Raw genomic sequence first — 15,278 nt, 5'->3', positions numbered from 1 at the left:
CTTTTATTGAGTTGAAAATTAATTTTTAGGTATAAATTATTGTTATAAAAATGTTGCATCGTAAGTTTTAAAGTTTAAGAGTGTAAATACATTCTTTCCAATACTGCTAGGTATGGTTTTTAACCCGTCAGAAACTATTCAAAAAGGTGAGGGGTAAGATGGGGTAAATTCAGCCTGTTATTTTTATAAAATTAATAAAATACAAAGAGTTATAACTCTGGTTCAACTGACGCCACCTCCACCAGTATATTTCCAAGGTTTACAGCCCTGAGCCATGTTCTGGATATTCAGAAAGGGTTGCAGCAGTCGATGCAGGCTTTGAATTAGATGTTATAAATATTGTAGATGTTGATACGAATCATGAAGTTAGAAGGGCTTCTAACTAAGCCACTCTAACTTTAAAGTTCAACGAGTGCTGGATGTTATCTTTGATTTGAATAATATAATTTTGAACTGCTTATTTAATAGATACTAATCAATTAGATTTTATTAGGCAGCATATTCATATTCTTGGTAATAATTCCCAGCATAATTTCATCTGTGCCTCCTGCAATAGAGGCAACACGTGTATCTCTTAAAAGTTGTGATGCCAAGTTATCCCACATGAAGCCATTACCACCCCAATACTGTAAACAGCTGTCGGTAACTTCTCGTAGTAAGCGTCCAGCCTTAAGCTTTGCCATAGAGGCTAGCATGGTCACGTCTTTCCCAGTACCATGCAATTCAGCAGCATGGTAGGTCAAAGCACGTAAGGCTTCAATTTCAGTTGCTAGTTCAGCAAAGCGAAAGTGTACGTACTGATTATTTATAACAGGTTGACCAAAGGTTGTACGCTCGCGAGTGTATTGAATGGTTTGCTCCAGACATAGATCAAGCGAACCTAAGGCATTGGCACAAACCCATAAGCGTTCTTCCTGAAATTGCATCATTTGCATGGCAAATCCAGCCCCCTCGTTACCAATCAGGTAGTGTTGCGGTACACGTACATCGTCAAAGAATACTTGTGCTGTGTTGGTGGAATGCATGCCCAACTTATGCAATGGTTTAGAGGTACTGACCCCTTTAAGATGAGAGGGTACAACGATCAGAGACTTATTGCGATGTGGCTTGTCATCTGAGGTATTTGCTAACAAACAGAAAAAATCTGCCTGACCGCCATTAGTAATCCACATTTTACTGCCATTAATAATATAGTCATCATTATCTTTACATGCTGTTGTTTTTATCGCAGCAACATCAGAGCCAGCATGAGCTTCTGACACAGCAATTGCACCTACGTAATCACCAGCAATCGCAGGAGTGAGGAACATATCCCTGAGTTCTTTACTACCGAATCGGGCAAGTGCAGGAGTTGCCATATCGGTTTGTACCCCCATCGCCATAGCAACTCCTCCAGCAATGGAACGACCAAATTCTTCAGCAACAATAAGGTTGTAAGATATATCTAATCCTAATCCACCATTTTCTTCAGGCTTGCAAATACCAAGTAAACCAAGACTCCCCATTTTTTTGAATACATCATGAATTGGAAATTGTCCTTGTCTTTCCCATTCTAAAATATAAGGATTGATTTCAGATTCAACAAACTGACGTGCAGTACGACGTAAAGCTTCATGTTCAGTGGTGATGTGCATAGTGAAATCCTTTTCAAACTCGTTGCTTATTTATAATTAATGAAGACTTTTAATGAGAGCTTTGCTTAATCCAAACATACTGTGCACATAACCATAATATTTTGGTAATCCATCTTCTATAGGAGAGATAGCACGGTGATAGAATTCATGCAAACAAGGCTTTGGTAGAGATGAAGGGTCTTTAAAGTTTTGTGCCGGAATAAAGGCATGGTCATGTTTCACATAAGACCTAAGATAGCCAAAAACGGGTTTTTGGCATAGAGTACAAATGCCTCGATTAACCGCTGGTGGCATGCGGAACTTTTTAAATTCAATGGCTTGTAGTTCAGTAGTAACAACATCATTTTTCCACGCCACAACTACATCTGCATACGGAGCTTTATAGACATTTTGACAGATTAAGCAATGACAAATAAAACGCATAATCACAGGACCATTCAGCACCAATTTATTATGTTGACAAGAACATGAGATTTCGAGGCTCATCAGGGTTCCTTTAAATTTGTAATGTTAAAATTGATAACGTGTTGGTGTCTCAATATGGAAATTAATCCACCAACTTCATTTAAAAGTTTTTATAAAGGAAGACCCCTTAATTCCTTACGTAGAATTTTCCCTGACAACGATTTAGGAATGGATTCAATAAAATCCACAATTCGGATGCGTTTATGTGGAGCGACTTTAGCCGCGACAAATGCCATGATTTCATCTTTAGCAATATCTGAATTAGGTTGAAGCACAACAAAGGCACGTGGAATTTCACCAGCATCTTCATCTGGGTGTGCAACAACGGCTGCATCAGCAACAGCTGGATGAGTGAGCAGTAATGCTTCCAGTTCGGCAGGTGGAACTTGATAACCCTTATATTTAATCAGTTCTTTTAAGCGATCCACCACATAAACTTCACCTTGTGCACCTACTTCAACAATATCTCCTGTATGGAGGTAACCATCGCTTGTAATCGTTGCATTGGTGGCTTCTTGATTATTTAGATAGCCCACCATGACATTTGGACCCTTGACCAGCATTTCACCTGCTTGAGTCCGTCCATTTGGAACTTTTTCAACTTCATCGCCCGTTTGGGAATCAACCACTTTGAAACTAATGTTGGGAACAGCTAGGCCAATTGAACCAACTGGAATATTTGGATTATTCAGAGGAGTAACATGGGATACTGGACTTAATTCAGTCATGCCAAAACCTTGTAACAACACCGCAGGAATTTGTGCTGTTAAAGCTGCCCCAAGTGCTTCGTCCATTGGTGCAGCCCCACAAACAATGGTACGAATACTGGATAGATTATATTCTTTTACCAATGGATGTTTGGTTAAAGCAACTGCAATCGGTGGTGCAATATAGATGCTAGAACATTTTTCATTTTGGATGAGTTCAAGAAAAGGCTTTAAGTCAAACTTAGGTAAAATAACCAACTTGCCTCGCTGTTTTAGCGTCAAATTCATAATGACATTCATGCCATAGATATGAAAAAAAGGCAGTACAGCAAGTACTGTATCATCCTCACGTATTGGTAATACAGCTGAACATTGAGCAATGTTTGCAACCAAATTACGGTGAGTCAGCATGACACCTTTTGCTTTTCCCGTTGTTCCTGAAGAATAAGGCAAGACAGCAAGTTGGGTTGCTGCTTGTACGAAGCCCTCTGGTGGTCTATAAGCTTGAGTAATAAGTTCAGCCATAGAGACGTAGTTTTCTACATGATCCAACACAATGATCTGTTTGTGATCAAGTCCAGCATCTGACACACCAGCCACTGCATTAGATAAAAACATTGAGGTTGTGATACAAAGTTTTGCCTTTGAATCATTGATTTGGCTACTAATCTCCATTGGACTATACAATACATTCAGTGTTGTAACTGTTGCACCAGCTCGCAAAATGCCATGAAAAGCAATGATAAAGCCTAAACCGTTCGGCGCATGTAAAGCAATCACATCACCTTGTTGAATGCCTCTTGCATACAGTGCACCTGCAAAAGCATCAATTTTTTGGCGTAACTGACTATAAGTAATTTGCTGGGTACCATCTACCACAGCAATACGTTCAAGTTCCTCATTTTTCAACGAAGAAAAGATGTAGTCATAAATTGAACTTGTTGGGATTTCGACTTCTGGATAGCTGCTGTAATAAGTCATTTGTTGATTATCCTAAATAAGAAGTAGACATTAAGCTTTAAAGGCATCAACAAAAATTTTCAGCATCTTAGTGACACTGGGTTTCACACTAAACTGAGTGAGTTTCTGTGCAGTATCTTTAGCTGAACGAGCGGTAACAAACCATGCTGGTTTTGGTGACAATGCAATTTCACCATTGATAAAGGAACGAGGGAATGGACGGAATGGCCCCCAGATAACACTTCTTTCAGTTCTTTCAACTAAATGGGAGTTATGAACAATACCAATACCACTGCCAACGTTTTCTAATGTATTTCCAGCAAAAGCACCCCAACTCAGTGATGGTACAAGGAAACCGATTGCACTCCAAACATTGATACCAATGGTTCCATAACGTAAATCAGCTAAAGTATTTTCAAATGCTTGTCCCATTGCTTTACGGTCACGTGGTGCAACGATAATGCTCGCACCCAAACTACCATCCAGTTCATTATTGGCAAAAGCAACTGCATTACGGAAAAAATCAACATCGGTACCCTCAAGAGCAATATGACCCAGTACAGGAGCAAAGTATTCTGTGGTTAATAAGTCTTGGGAAGTTTGCTCATTCACTTCAATTAACAAGGTATCTTTGATTCGTTTGGCATTAGGGTAAGCGGCTTGAGCGGCTGCCAGCTTTGCCTCCGAACCTGGATACCACGTTGGTCTTTTTGCTGCTTTTTCAAATTCTTCAGCTACAATTGTCAGAAACTCATCTTTTTGCTCCCAGTCTTTACTCAGGATAATGGCTTGTCCTGCGATACAGTTGTGCCCACCATTATGAGTTCTTTGGGTGACAACATTTTCAGCCTGATAGCGAAGATCTGCTTTTGACCATTTTCCTGGCACAATAATAATTGGTGACACACCACCCAGTTCGCTAGTAATAGGTTTATTGAGTATCGGTCGACCAACTTTTGTGGTAGTTGAACCCCAAACAATCTTATCGTGGGTGATGCCACTGCCTGTAATATGAACGTGTTTAATACCTATATGGTCGGTTAAATAGGCACCAGTTTCAGCATCACCATTGACGACACGTAATAGATTAGCCTCAATCAGTGGTGCAAAAGCCTGTTTATAGATGTCTAAAAGTGAACCAAAGGTTGGATTAAGTTTCAAAACAACTGCCCGATTATGAGCAATCAGTTCATACAGCATATCCAACGGGCCAATGGCACTGATATTTCCTGCACCCAACACCAGTCCAACGCCACCATTTTCACCAAGTCGCTTTGCACCTAAACCTGCTTTAGCCCTTGCTTCTGCCTCAGATACGCCAGGCTCCAACCAAAGATCGCCACGGAAGCCATGAAACAGATTAAATTCGTAGAAGTTACTTGGTAACATCCTAAATTTAATACGACCATTTGGTGCTTTACTGGCTTTAACACCATCCAAAGGTGATTTACCTTGCGCTAATTTTTCTAAACTTTCAATTACAGCAGTAAATCCATTCAGTGTGGCATAGGGACCAGACATCCATTCTTCACCTTCAAGTGAACCTTGTGGCGTGCCTTTCGCTAAAATGGCAGCTTTTGCCCAGTCTTCACTTGCAGTTGCAATACTGGCATGTGTTTTTTTTAGTAAGGCGATTCGTTCCTGTAAATTTGAATTGGCCCATTTTACAATGCCAAGACTAAGATCTTGAATGGCTGTATCTAACTGTGCCTTGGTTGCAAATTGAAGTTCTTTTAATGCTGTAACCATGATTTATCCTTGTTTGAAATAAAAATAAATAAGTTTCAATTTTGAATACTTACTCGTGGATAGGTTTATAAGTTATGTTTTCAACCATGTCCCATAGGGCACTTACCCTCAGGATGCTTAATCGGTGTTGCCTGATACTCCGCCTTAATCCCATCCAGTCCTTTTTCTACCACATGATCAAGGAATCTTAGTCCATGATGTTCTACTAATTTCTTTAATGGTGGGATATGAGTAATTTTATTTAATAACCTTAATGAACCAGAAAGTGCTTCTAAAGTAAGTGCAGCAGGACGATCTTTAGGCAATTCTAAATCATCAGGAAAATTGTAGCCTGGTAAGGTTTGTAGCATTTCTTCAGAAAGTAAACGACGGACAACTGCAGTATGCATCCGTTTGGATAGAGGGAAAGCTTTCATTGTTGATGCTCCGTCAATCACTCCCTGTGTAATGTCTACAGCTTCTTTGCTTTTACCATACAGGAATTGGTGCATTCTGGATTGAATCTGGAATTGTTGCTCATGCGTTTTTCCCAACAGTTGGTTATTTGCACCCTCAAGACGGGCAATCCAGCGCCACATCAGGGCAAAACTGTCTTCTTCTTCTTTACTGACTTCACCACCAAAGTAACGAATAATATTAACGCGATAAGGTCCAAAAATTTGGGCTGTTGCAGCCGAGGCAACCTGACTGATTGGCATTGCCGTAGGGAGTTGCCATTGACCTGCGTGTAAAATTCCCATACGGATCATGGTGTGTAGGAAACGAACACGAACCCATAGCTCCCAACGTGCACCACCTGGCTTCATACCCTCAACGTCCAGTGCTCCGACAAAGCCTGTGGCTGTTTCCCAGAAGCGACGACGATAGTCACCGCCTTTTGCCAATCTCCCTGTACTGCCCATCACCAAAGCAGTTGCTGGGTCTATGTAAGTAAATGGCAGTCCACCATGCATACCAAACAGCATACCAATTGGATTGCGGGCTGCCATTCTTGCACCTAGCTGCATGGCATCAAAGTCAAGCCATGTTGGTACAGTTTCAACATCTGCAAAAAAAGCAATAGCAGCAGGATTTCCTTGTGCTTGCAATTTACGGGCATTGATATATTTATCACCCGCCAACATCTTATTTGCTTTGAGCTCAGCCATGACTGCTTCACAAAGCGGATCACCCACATGATTCCATGCTTCAAGGTCTATATCATTAACGTCAAGATATTGTTCAGAACATGGCTGAGAAGCCAATTGTTTTAGCTTTTCAACACGAGCTGCAAGTTCAAGATTTTTTTCAAGTGTGGAGAAATTTGCATTAGCCATAAATATAACACTGTTATTTATCTATAACAGTGTTATATCATGCGTATCATTGATAAGTAAATACACAATTTTAGGATGTTTGTTGTATGGGAGCTTCAATTAAATACAAAAATCGTCGTGAGTTATTGATATTGGCAGCTGTTGAACTCCTTGAACAAGAGGGACCAAATGCAATGACTGTCCGTAGAATTACTGCCAAAATAGGGGGGACGAGTATTATGATATACAGAGAATTCGGGTCGATAGCCAATTTAGCCTCAACTGTAGTCGATTATGGATTCCAACTACTTGCTAAAGAATTACAGGCACTTCCCAAAACTTCTGATGTATTAGTTGATTTATGGCTTTCTTTTTGTATTGTTCGTGAATTTTCTCTTTCCCATAAAAACCTATATGCAGTGATGTTTGCAGTACAAAATATTGGAGGTCATAAGAGGTCTGGAGAAGAATTGGAGCTAGGTAAAGATACACTTATAATCATTCATGATCTTTGTGAGAAAGCAGTGAAAGAGGAAATCTTTACAACTACTGCATGGCATGCGACCCAATTCTTCTGGACTTTGATGCATGGCCGTCTTATGTTTGAAATAGTAGGATATCTTTCAAAGGAACAGTATCCTTTGGGATCATATAACCAATTGATTGCTACAAGCATGATCGGCTTAGGTGCTAAGACTGAATTGGTCAATGGGGCAATTCCAATAAATCGATAAAGAGTAAACATAAAAGTAGATGGTGGTATTTTCAATAAATATAGGGAAATTTAGATTAGTGTTAAATATTACACTGTTATTTTCTTATAACAATGTTATAGCATGTGTATACTTGATAACTAAATACACCGTTTAGGATACCCGTTGTATGGGAGTTTCAGTTAAGCAAAAAGATCGTCGTGAATTAATGACCCAAGCAGCAGTTGAATTGCTTGAACAGGATGGTCCAAATGCAATGACTGTCCGTAAAATTACTGCCAAAATTGGCATGTCCAGTATTGCTGTCTATACAGAATTTGGTTCTATGGAGAATTTGGTCGCTTCTGTAGTCGATTATGGTTTTTTACAACTCTTACAAAAATTTCAGCAGCTTCCAGATACAAATCAAGTTTTATTAGATTTATGGAATACAGTATGTGTTGCACGTGAGTTCGCTTTGGAACATCGACATTTGTATGCCGTGATGTTTGCTGCTGAAAGTGTTGGGGGATATCAGCGTTCTGGAATTGAGTTGGAACAGGGTATAGAAGGTCTTAAATTTCTGCATGAACTTTGTGTAAGAGCGGTTGATGCAAAAATTTTTTCAAGTAGCTCCCGCCATGCAACACAACATATTTGGGCAACGATGCATGGACGCTTGATGCTTGAACTTGCAGGTTACTTATCAAATGAAAAGGAGCTTTTAAAATCATACGGCTCACTAATTGCAACTAGTATGATTGGACTAGGTGCTAAGATTGATTTGGTCACTAAAACGATTCAAATTAGTTCTGAATATTAATAAAATTCATAAGCTGAAAACTTTGGTTATTAGATCAATTTAATAATGAATAAACCATTATTGAAACAAAAACTTAAAGTGATTTGTATATTACAGCTAAGCTTGGGGTTAGCTGCATGTTTTCCTCCTGAAAAGTGGGAACAAGAGTGGGAGCAAGAACGTCTACAAAAGTTTAATCAAAGTTATGCACCTGAGTTTCAAATTATACACAAAGAGCTTTATATAGATTGGAAAGCAGATAATAGAACAGATGCACAAGTTTTAAAGCTAAAAGTACCAATGAATTATTTACAAGGTGGTGTTTTGGCAGATGGCCGAGTCGGGTTGATCTTAGACAGTGTATCTGGACCATTTGGTTATTCTCGGCCTAAGGATCCAAAAGAAAAGCCCCAACTAGGTTCTATTAGTTTTGAAATCACAGAGAGTGGTCAACCTGTAATACGAGATAAAGATGGACGTCTTTCAAACAAAGAAGATATTTATGTATTTAAAATTTTAAAATATGAAATTAAGGGAAGACCAAATGTTTGGAAATTGACAGGAGACCGCGGCGAAAAACTTGAAAATATTTTTAGGGTAAAAGATGTCAATGGTTTACAGAACTATGAAGACTTAAGTTGCCGTGATGTAGAGCAGTTAAAAGAAAATGTACGACTAAAGGGGATGGGCTATGAAGCATCACAAATGATGTTAGACAAGCTAGCCAATAAAGCCCAAGATGATCCAACTCCTAAAAACTGCGTTTCTAACGAACGGCTTCAATTTTGGATTTCTCCTTCCGAAGTACCTGAGGAAGAAAGTGTAGGTATTTACTGTGGTACGACAGCTAATTGTGAAATTGATTTTAGATATAAATCACGTTATGTGTCGATCATTACACGTAAAAATAGATTGCATGTACTACCTAAGTGGCAAACTTACCGACAACAAGTAATTAAAACCATTCAACAATTTGAAACACAATAAACCAACTTTAAAATAGGATTGATATTGTTTAGGAACTCTATACGGATGAGCCAATATCAAAGCAATAATCAGCGTCGGGAGAATAGGTCAAGATTGGGTAAATTTAAGTTGTATGAAAAATAAAAATAAAATAAAACATTTGGTTATTGTTTTAGTTCAACTGACGCCTTCTCCACCAAAATAATCTTTATATAAATCATCCACTTTTTAAATATGACATTTCTTAGAAAGACTTTAAAAAGATCTAGTTTTTTTGCAGTTCAATCAAATCTATTTATCATTTCTATTTATCTATTCGGTATCGGATTTTTACCTGTTCTACCAAAGAAATCGATGAAAAGAGTAAGGGTTCAGGATTTTATCAAGAGAAGTTGCACCTCAAAGTGATAGTAATACTCATCTTGCAATGGATGGTGATGGAGGAAGTTATTGTTGAAGAGTTTTATTCGGAGAGAGTGAGGCAAAAAAGTCTTAATAAATGCAGAATTAGTCAAGTTAATTATTGAATTTTCATATATTTAAGTTGGTAATAAATGTCTGTATTTTATTATTTAATGTATATAAGATCTTATTTTCACACTTTATTCACATCAATATCTATTAATTTAAATGCTATCATAAAAGTGAAAGGCGTTATTTATGCAACTTAATTAAACGAACAATAATTTTTTCAGGTTTAATTGCTTCTTTAGGTTTTTTAGGCTCCTTTGCAACGCATGCAGAAACACAGACTCCTAAAGCTGTGGATAAGATTGAGGTCGATAAGTATATCGGCAAGTGGTATGAAATAGCACACTTTCCGATGTATTTTCAGCGAAAATGTGTGAGTGATACTACAGCCAATTATTCGATCAACTCTGATAAAACTATTGCTGTAATTAATAGTTGTCGTACAAAAACAGGAGAAACGATTAGTTCTGAAGGTATTGCTTATCCGCAAAATGAAGGGAATAGTATGTTAAAAGTTAGCTTTTTGCCTTCTGGATTACGATGGATTCCGTTCACTAAAGGAGATTACTGGGTTCTAAGAGTTGATTCTGACTACCGAGTAGCATTAGTAGGAGGCCCATCTCATAAGTACCTATGGATATTATCAAGAGATCCGAATCTGGATGCATCAACGTATCAATCGTATGTGCAAACTGCACACGATTATGGATATGATGTTTCTAAGCTGGTTCGAACTTCGCAGAAACAATAAATTGAAAATATTTATGTTGAAATTTTAAAGATTCATATGGATTCATCTTATCAGTTCTTTGAAGATTTCCAGCTCATTATAATTGGCTATTAGAGTTGATAGGCACTATATTTAGTGCCTAGCCAACCAATTATAACAATCTGGATTGATATTGTTTAAGCATGATGAAAGCAATAGCCAAGGCTATGCTGATTGCTAAGGTTGGCAAACAAATTAGAAGAATAACCAGAGACAGAAGAAGAAAAAGTCTCTGTTTTATGTTGCCGGCTCCCCAAATTTGTAAGCTCTGATTTACGAAATTGGAGGTTGTCTGTTTTAAATTAAATGTACGGCTCCACAGCCAGAAAGCCAAAAGAATCAGAAAGCATAGAGCAAGTGCATAGATCATTAAGAGCAATTGATTGACCCAACCAAATAAAACACCAATATGCGCATCAACACCCCAGCGTGTGAGTTTTGCCGCGATTGGAAAATCTTTAAAGTGTAAATGATCAATAACCTTATTATTTCTAAGATCAATAGCGATACTATCTGCTTCTGTAGGCCAACGACGACGTATTTCAGAAACTGTCCATGCTGTATTTATCGTTGTCGGTGGTTTTATTTGAAGTTCAGCACTGCGAATACCATTTTGTCTAGCAAGCTGTAGCACTTGATCAAAATCTTCTGCTTTTATAAGCGACTGATGGCTCATTTGACCCATATCGGTATGATGATGTGCATGACTATCAATCGAATGCATACCCGAAAGAGAGCTAACGAGAGCTGGTGTCTGCCAACTCAAGGCTTGGCGAAGTATGCGGATATTTTCTCCTGTCCATTTAGACCAAGTTAGTCCTGTAATCGCAACAATGAGTAATAATGGAAGCAAGACTATTCCAATTGAGCTGTGCCATTTTAAAACTTTATTGCAGACGGTCTTGCTCTGATTAAAATGTTTTCTAAGTTTATACCAATGATAAAGTCCTGACAGACTGAGAATGGCTAACCAACTTGCTGCAAGCTCACTATAGAGTCTTCCAATGTCACCCAGTAGTAAATTGCTGTGGAGTTGATCGATTAGCGTTCTTAAGGGAAGTACACCGCTCGTACCATAAACAGGTAGTTGCCCCATAACTTCTAATGTATACGGATTCACAAAAACTGCTTGGTTATTCAGTTTATTTTCTGGATCAGCATAAATAACCCGAGTGGTTTGATCCGATGTTGGCGCTGGACGTAGCTCAGTAATTCTTGCTGATTCTGCCATTACAGATTGAGCTGCAAGAACTTGCAGACTCAGTTGTTGTTGAGGGCGATTTTCACTGTGTACATACAACTGCTCCTTATAAATATATTGCTCTAATTGCGGACTGCTGACATACAGAAAACCCGTAAATGCGGCAATAAAAATAAATGGCGCAACAAATATCCCTGCATATATATGGACTAAGCGGAATAGATTTCGCCAATAAGAAGGTTGTTGGGGCATGGCAATCAGAAGTTAATGATGAGCGATTGGGGGGATGAAATTATAACTGTTTAAACCCTATAGAACGACAAGGTAATGTTAATGCGTATTATAAGGTTGGCGGTTATATTCGATGCTGACAATATGTTTACACTTTCATAAGTTTAATGGTTAAGGCTGTATCAGCTTAGCTAGCCTTAACGCATTCATTCAAACATTTTAAAATTTCCATTGCACTGCCAATGATGCATTCAATGGTTCACCAGGCTGTATCCACATCTCACTATAACTCGCCGTGTAATAGGTTTTGTCCAGAAGGTTATTTAGGTTGAATTGATAACGTATTTGTTCACTTGGCGCATAGTAAGCATTTAAATTAATTAATGTATATTCAGGAAGATTGAATCCGTTATCAGTGCTATGACCACTACGCTTCCCAACATAAACAGCTGTTGCCCCTACGCCTATATTTGAGTTGTCAGATAGCATCCATTCATAGTTTGTACTGATTGAACCGCTATGTTTGGGAACGTTGCTTAAGCGCGAACCTTTAGCAAGTGTTTGATCCTTCTCAACCTGAGCATCTGTGTAACTATAATTGGCGCGGAGCGATAACTGGTCATTCAGTTGTGTTTCGACATCTAGCTCTATCCCTTGGCTAGAGACTTCTCCCGCGGTTATCTGGAAGTTGTTATCTATTGGGTCTGTTGTGAGCACATTTTCCTTATCCATTTTAAATAATGCAACACTGATCAGACTTTGTGGGTTGAGTTGGTATTTACTGCCGATCTCATAACTTTGACCTTTTTCTGGATCAAAGGTTTGATTATTGCGATCCATTCCACTATTAATTGCAAATGATTGGCCATAATTGGCATAGACTGACCATGCATCACTTAAACGATAGTTCAATCCAAAACGTGGACTGGTTTTTTGTAAGTCTTTTTGATTTGAGGTCGTGGCAATCTTATTCACAAATTCTTGTGTGACATGATCAAAGCGTAGACCAAGTAAAACACTCCATTGATCATTTAAAAATATCTGATCTTGGACATTGAAGGCGAAGTATTTTTGTCGATCCTCAGTGTCAATAAATAGGGGAAGGTCTGGTAAATATGTTCCATAGGCAGGTTGGTAAATATCAATAGTGTTGGGTATATCTGAACTGTGATTACGTCGTAGCTGCAATTGGCGATATTTCATTTGTCCTGTTTCTGCGCTCAACAATATTTCATGTTTTGCCCAGTCTTGCTGGATCGTGCCTAACATTTCTGTTTGGAATAACACATCATCACTTTTATTATCCCGATAACGTCGCTGCCGCTCTAAAGTACGACCATCGCTTTGTATACGACGAGGTTCACTTGAAAAACCTTTTAATAAACTATCTTTCACACTCACAGCACTTTTGACCTTCCAATCGTCATTTAGCTCATGCGTGAGCCGAATTTGATAAAAATTATCAGTTTGTAAATGATCTCCATCGTCTGGTTCACCTGTATAGGTTCTTGGATTCATCACAATTTTCTGCTGATAAGCACTAATACCCCGATCAAATAATCCTTCTACACGGGTGAATTCTGTGTCTAAGTCCAATTGAGTTCGATCGGATAACTTCCAGCTTAATTGCGGAGAAAAAAACCAGCGCGAATTACTCACATAGTCCCGAAAACTCTGATTATCTTCATGTGCAATAGCAAAACGATATGCTAATTGGTCGTTAATCGGGGCGGTATGCTCAAAGCTAGCACGATATTTTTCTAGGCTATTCGCTCGTAAATTGATTTCACTAGATGATTCCCATGCTGGCTTTTTCGTATTGATATTGAGTAAACCACCAGTTTCTCCTCGTCCATATAGTGCAGCCATTGGGCCTTTGAGAAACTCTAGAGATTCAATATTGACCATATCCCGAGACGCACTGAGACCCCGATTTACACTTAATCCATTTCGAATAATTTGCGGTCCGATATTCGGATCTGTACTAAATCCACGGAATGAAAAATTATCCCAGAAGCCACCACCATAATTGGTTTGGCTGAACACGCCACTGACTTGATTTAAAGTGTCATCTATACGTTGTACATCTTGCTGTTTTAAAACTTCCTGAGAAAGAAAGCTACGACTGGAAGGGGTATCAAGTACATCATGTGTAAATTTCGTCGATGCAGATGTTGTTAAGACATCTTGATCTGCTTTTTGAGCTTGTATGACGATTGTTGGCAGGGGAGTCGTCGAATCAGATGTTTGTGCCCAGACAAAGTTTGACAGTAATGAACATGAAGATATTAGATAAAATTTGGAAAGCATAGTGAGAACATACAAATCAAATGTAATGTTATATTATTACATTAAATTGTCTTTTGCATTTTATTTCTTAAATATTTCATAAGATTGGAAGTGGTTAGCTATTCGAACCATTTCCAATCACCTATCTTAAACAGAGCGAAAACTTACATTCAGTTAGAAATACTTAAGCAGAGTGATATGTTTATTTCTATGTTTAAATTCAGAAAATTTAAAAACTAGAGGATACAGTAATACACTGAGTACAATTGCAATCGCCCAAAGCATTGAAACGGTTTCTACACCGTAATATTCTCCGTAATTTTTACCAAAAATATTGACAGCAATAAGGTATAAAACTTTTAAAACATATAAGTGGATGATATAAAAAAACATCGGCACAGAACCAAATACAATTAAAGGTTTAACCCAACGCTTACTTTCAACTTTTTGCAACAATACTAATAGAATCAGTCCAACACCCAGTAAGAAGTGGCGTAGGCATCGCTTATCTACCGATTGATATGGTTCAGTCTTATATTGAAAGTGGTGAACTGGAAGAAACCCTTAAAGACTGGCGACATCGCTATGAACCGTATCACTTATATTATCCGCATAGACGTGAGCAAGCGCCTTTATTAAATATATTAATTAATGCATTAAAAGAAAATTTTAATAAGGTATAGCGCTTAATCAGGGAGCTTCATATAATTTGATCATAGCTTTATTGCCTGCGGCAATTGCAGCAATTAATGATCTTAATGCTAAATTTACAGGGAAATTCCAAGGTACGACAATCCCTTTAGGCTGATATTGCACTCGTAATTGATTTGTTACGAACAGTTGTTCAGTGTGCCTTTTGCTTGGTCGCATTCAACGCTTCACATGACGAATCGCATGATTTGCCTTTAGAACACATCCGAGGATATCATGGAGTTTCGATTCATCAATTGATCGTGAGCTAAAGTCTCTATTTATTGCATCCGCAATGACATCTTGATAATGGATAATCTGAATTTTGATCTGAGGCATTTTTTCACGGCGCTTGTC

At 38.3% G+C, this 15,278-nt stretch carries 11 protein-coding genes and 3 pseudogenes; 5 read left to right on the top strand and 9 right to left on the bottom strand.

Annotated elements, in window-relative coordinates:
• Positions 1-479 precede the first annotated feature (479 nt).
• The 5 genes from A9Z07_RS09155 to A9Z07_RS09135 all read right to left on the bottom strand — a co-directional run bounded on the left by A9Z07_RS09155 (position 480) and on the right by A9Z07_RS09135 (position 6,831).
• Positions 480-1,634 carry an acyl-CoA dehydrogenase family protein gene (locus tag A9Z07_RS09155; protein ID WP_069578100.1) on the bottom strand — a complete coding sequence of 385 codons (1,155 nt, stop codon included), beginning with the start codon at positions 1,632-1,634 and terminating at the stop codon, positions 480-482.
• A 36-nt stretch (positions 1,635-1,670) separates the two neighbouring features.
• Positions 1,671-2,120 carry a GFA family protein gene (locus tag A9Z07_RS09150; protein ID WP_069578098.1) on the bottom strand — a complete coding sequence of 150 codons (450 nt, stop codon included), beginning with the start codon at positions 2,118-2,120 and terminating at the stop codon, positions 1,671-1,673.
• An 89-nt stretch (positions 2,121-2,209) separates the two neighbouring features.
• Positions 2,210-3,787 (bottom strand): AMP-binding protein, encoded by a 1,578-nt coding sequence (locus A9Z07_RS09145; protein ID WP_069578096.1) that lies wholly within the window; start codon positions 3,785-3,787, stop codon positions 2,210-2,212.
• A gap of 30 nt (positions 3,788-3,817) precedes the next feature.
• A complete protein-coding gene (locus tag A9Z07_RS09140) occupies positions 3,818-5,515 on the bottom strand; it encodes an aldehyde dehydrogenase family protein (RefSeq protein WP_069578095.1) in 1,698 nt (565 codons plus the stop codon).
• An 80-nt stretch (positions 5,516-5,595) separates the two neighbouring features.
• Entirely contained in the window at positions 5,596-6,831 is a 1,236-nt protein-coding gene (locus A9Z07_RS09135; protein WP_069578093.1) for an oxygenase MpaB family protein, read from the bottom strand.
• An 86-nt stretch (positions 6,832-6,917) separates the two neighbouring features.
• Here A9Z07_RS09135 and A9Z07_RS09130 point away from each other — a divergent pair, with 86 nt between their 5' ends.
• From A9Z07_RS09130 to A9Z07_RS09115, 4 genes are all read left to right on the top strand, one after another.
• Complete coding sequence (locus A9Z07_RS09130; protein WP_004879512.1) at positions 6,918-7,544, top strand: TetR/AcrR family transcriptional regulator; 627 nt, start codon at positions 6,918-6,920, stop codon at positions 7,542-7,544.
• Between the two features lie 148 nt (positions 7,545-7,692).
• The gene (locus tag A9Z07_RS09125; protein ID WP_069578091.1) at positions 7,693-8,325 is read left to right on the top strand and encodes a TetR/AcrR family transcriptional regulator; all 633 of its coding nucleotides are present in this window, start codon (positions 7,693-7,695) and stop codon (positions 8,323-8,325) included.
• A gap of 45 nt (positions 8,326-8,370) precedes the next feature.
• Entirely contained in the window at positions 8,371-9,291 is a 921-nt protein-coding gene (locus tag A9Z07_RS09120; RefSeq protein ID WP_069578089.1) for a hypothetical protein, read from the top strand.
• Between the two features lie 661 nt (positions 9,292-9,952).
• Positions 9,953-10,492 (top strand): lipocalin family protein, encoded by a 540-nt coding sequence (locus A9Z07_RS09115; RefSeq protein WP_413772628.1) that lies wholly within the window; start codon positions 9,953-9,955, stop codon positions 10,490-10,492.
• Positions 10,493-10,622: 130 nt separating this feature from the next.
• Here the strand turns inward: A9Z07_RS09115 and A9Z07_RS09110 are convergent, their stop codons facing one another.
• The 3 genes and pseudogenes from A9Z07_RS09110 to A9Z07_RS18045 all read right to left on the bottom strand — a co-directional run.
• Positions 10,623-11,963, bottom strand: a complete 1,341-nt coding sequence (locus tag A9Z07_RS09110) for a PepSY-associated TM helix domain-containing protein (protein WP_069578085.1) — start codon at positions 11,961-11,963, stop codon at positions 10,623-10,625.
• A 198-nt stretch (positions 11,964-12,161) separates the two neighbouring features.
• Positions 12,162-14,252, bottom strand: a complete 2,091-nt coding sequence (locus A9Z07_RS09105) for a TonB-dependent siderophore receptor (protein ID WP_069578083.1) — start codon at positions 14,250-14,252, stop codon at positions 12,162-12,164.
• Positions 14,253-14,405: 153 nt separating this feature from the next.
• Positions 14,406-14,714, bottom strand: a pseudogene (locus A9Z07_RS18045) (hypothetical protein); the annotation flags it as partial.
• Between A9Z07_RS18045 and A9Z07_RS17620 the strand changes: the two are divergent.
• Positions 14,711-14,914, top strand: a pseudogene (locus A9Z07_RS17620) (LysR substrate-binding domain-containing protein); the annotation flags it as partial. The pseudogenes A9Z07_RS18045 and A9Z07_RS17620 sit on opposite strands and share 4 nt — an antisense overlap.
• A 16-nt stretch (positions 14,915-14,930) precedes the next feature.
• On the opposite strand, the pseudogene A9Z07_RS17615 reads toward A9Z07_RS17620, so the two are convergent.
• A pseudogene (locus A9Z07_RS17615) lies at positions 14,931-15,278 on the bottom strand (aldehyde dehydrogenase family protein); the annotation flags it as partial.

Origin of the sequence: Acinetobacter sp. YK3, assembly GCF_001729365.1 — a bacterium.
In the GTDB taxonomy this organism is placed as follows: domain Bacteria; phylum Pseudomonadota; class Gammaproteobacteria; order Pseudomonadales; family Moraxellaceae; genus Acinetobacter; species Acinetobacter vivianii.
The sequence above is the reverse complement of the archived record's forward strand: the minus strand, read 5'-3'. Positions and strand labels throughout refer to the sequence as shown.

Coding starts and splice junctions, on each gene's coding strand:
- A9Z07_RS09125 (WP_069578091.1), top strand. CDS start 7,693: ATGGGAGTTTCAGTTAAGCAAAAAGATCGTCGTGAATTAATGACCCAA.
- A9Z07_RS09105 (WP_069578083.1), bottom strand. CDS start 14,252: ATGCTTTCCAAATTTTATCTAATATCTTCATGTTCATTACTGTCAAAC.
- A9Z07_RS09150 (WP_069578098.1), bottom strand. CDS start 2,120: ATGAGCCTCGAAATCTCATGTTCTTGTCAACATAATAAATTGGTGCTG.
- A9Z07_RS09120 (WP_069578089.1), top strand. CDS start 8,371: ATGAATAAACCATTATTGAAACAAAAACTTAAAGTGATTTGTATATTA.
- A9Z07_RS09145 (WP_069578096.1), bottom strand. CDS start 3,787: ATGACTTATTACAGCAGCTATCCAGAAGTCGAAATCCCAACAAGTTCA.
- A9Z07_RS09155 (WP_069578100.1), bottom strand. CDS start 1,634: ATGCACATCACCACTGAACATGAAGCTTTACGTCGTACTGCACGTCAG.
- A9Z07_RS09140 (WP_069578095.1), bottom strand. CDS start 5,515: ATGGTTACAGCATTAAAAGAACTTCAATTTGCAACCAAGGCACAGTTA.
- A9Z07_RS09130 (WP_004879512.1), top strand. CDS start 6,918: ATGGGAGCTTCAATTAAATACAAAAATCGTCGTGAGTTATTGATATTG.
- A9Z07_RS09135 (WP_069578093.1), bottom strand. CDS start 6,831: ATGGCTAATGCAAATTTCTCCACACTTGAAAAAAATCTTGAACTTGCA.
- A9Z07_RS09110 (WP_069578085.1), bottom strand. CDS start 11,963: ATGCCCCAACAACCTTCTTATTGGCGAAATCTATTCCGCTTAGTCCAT.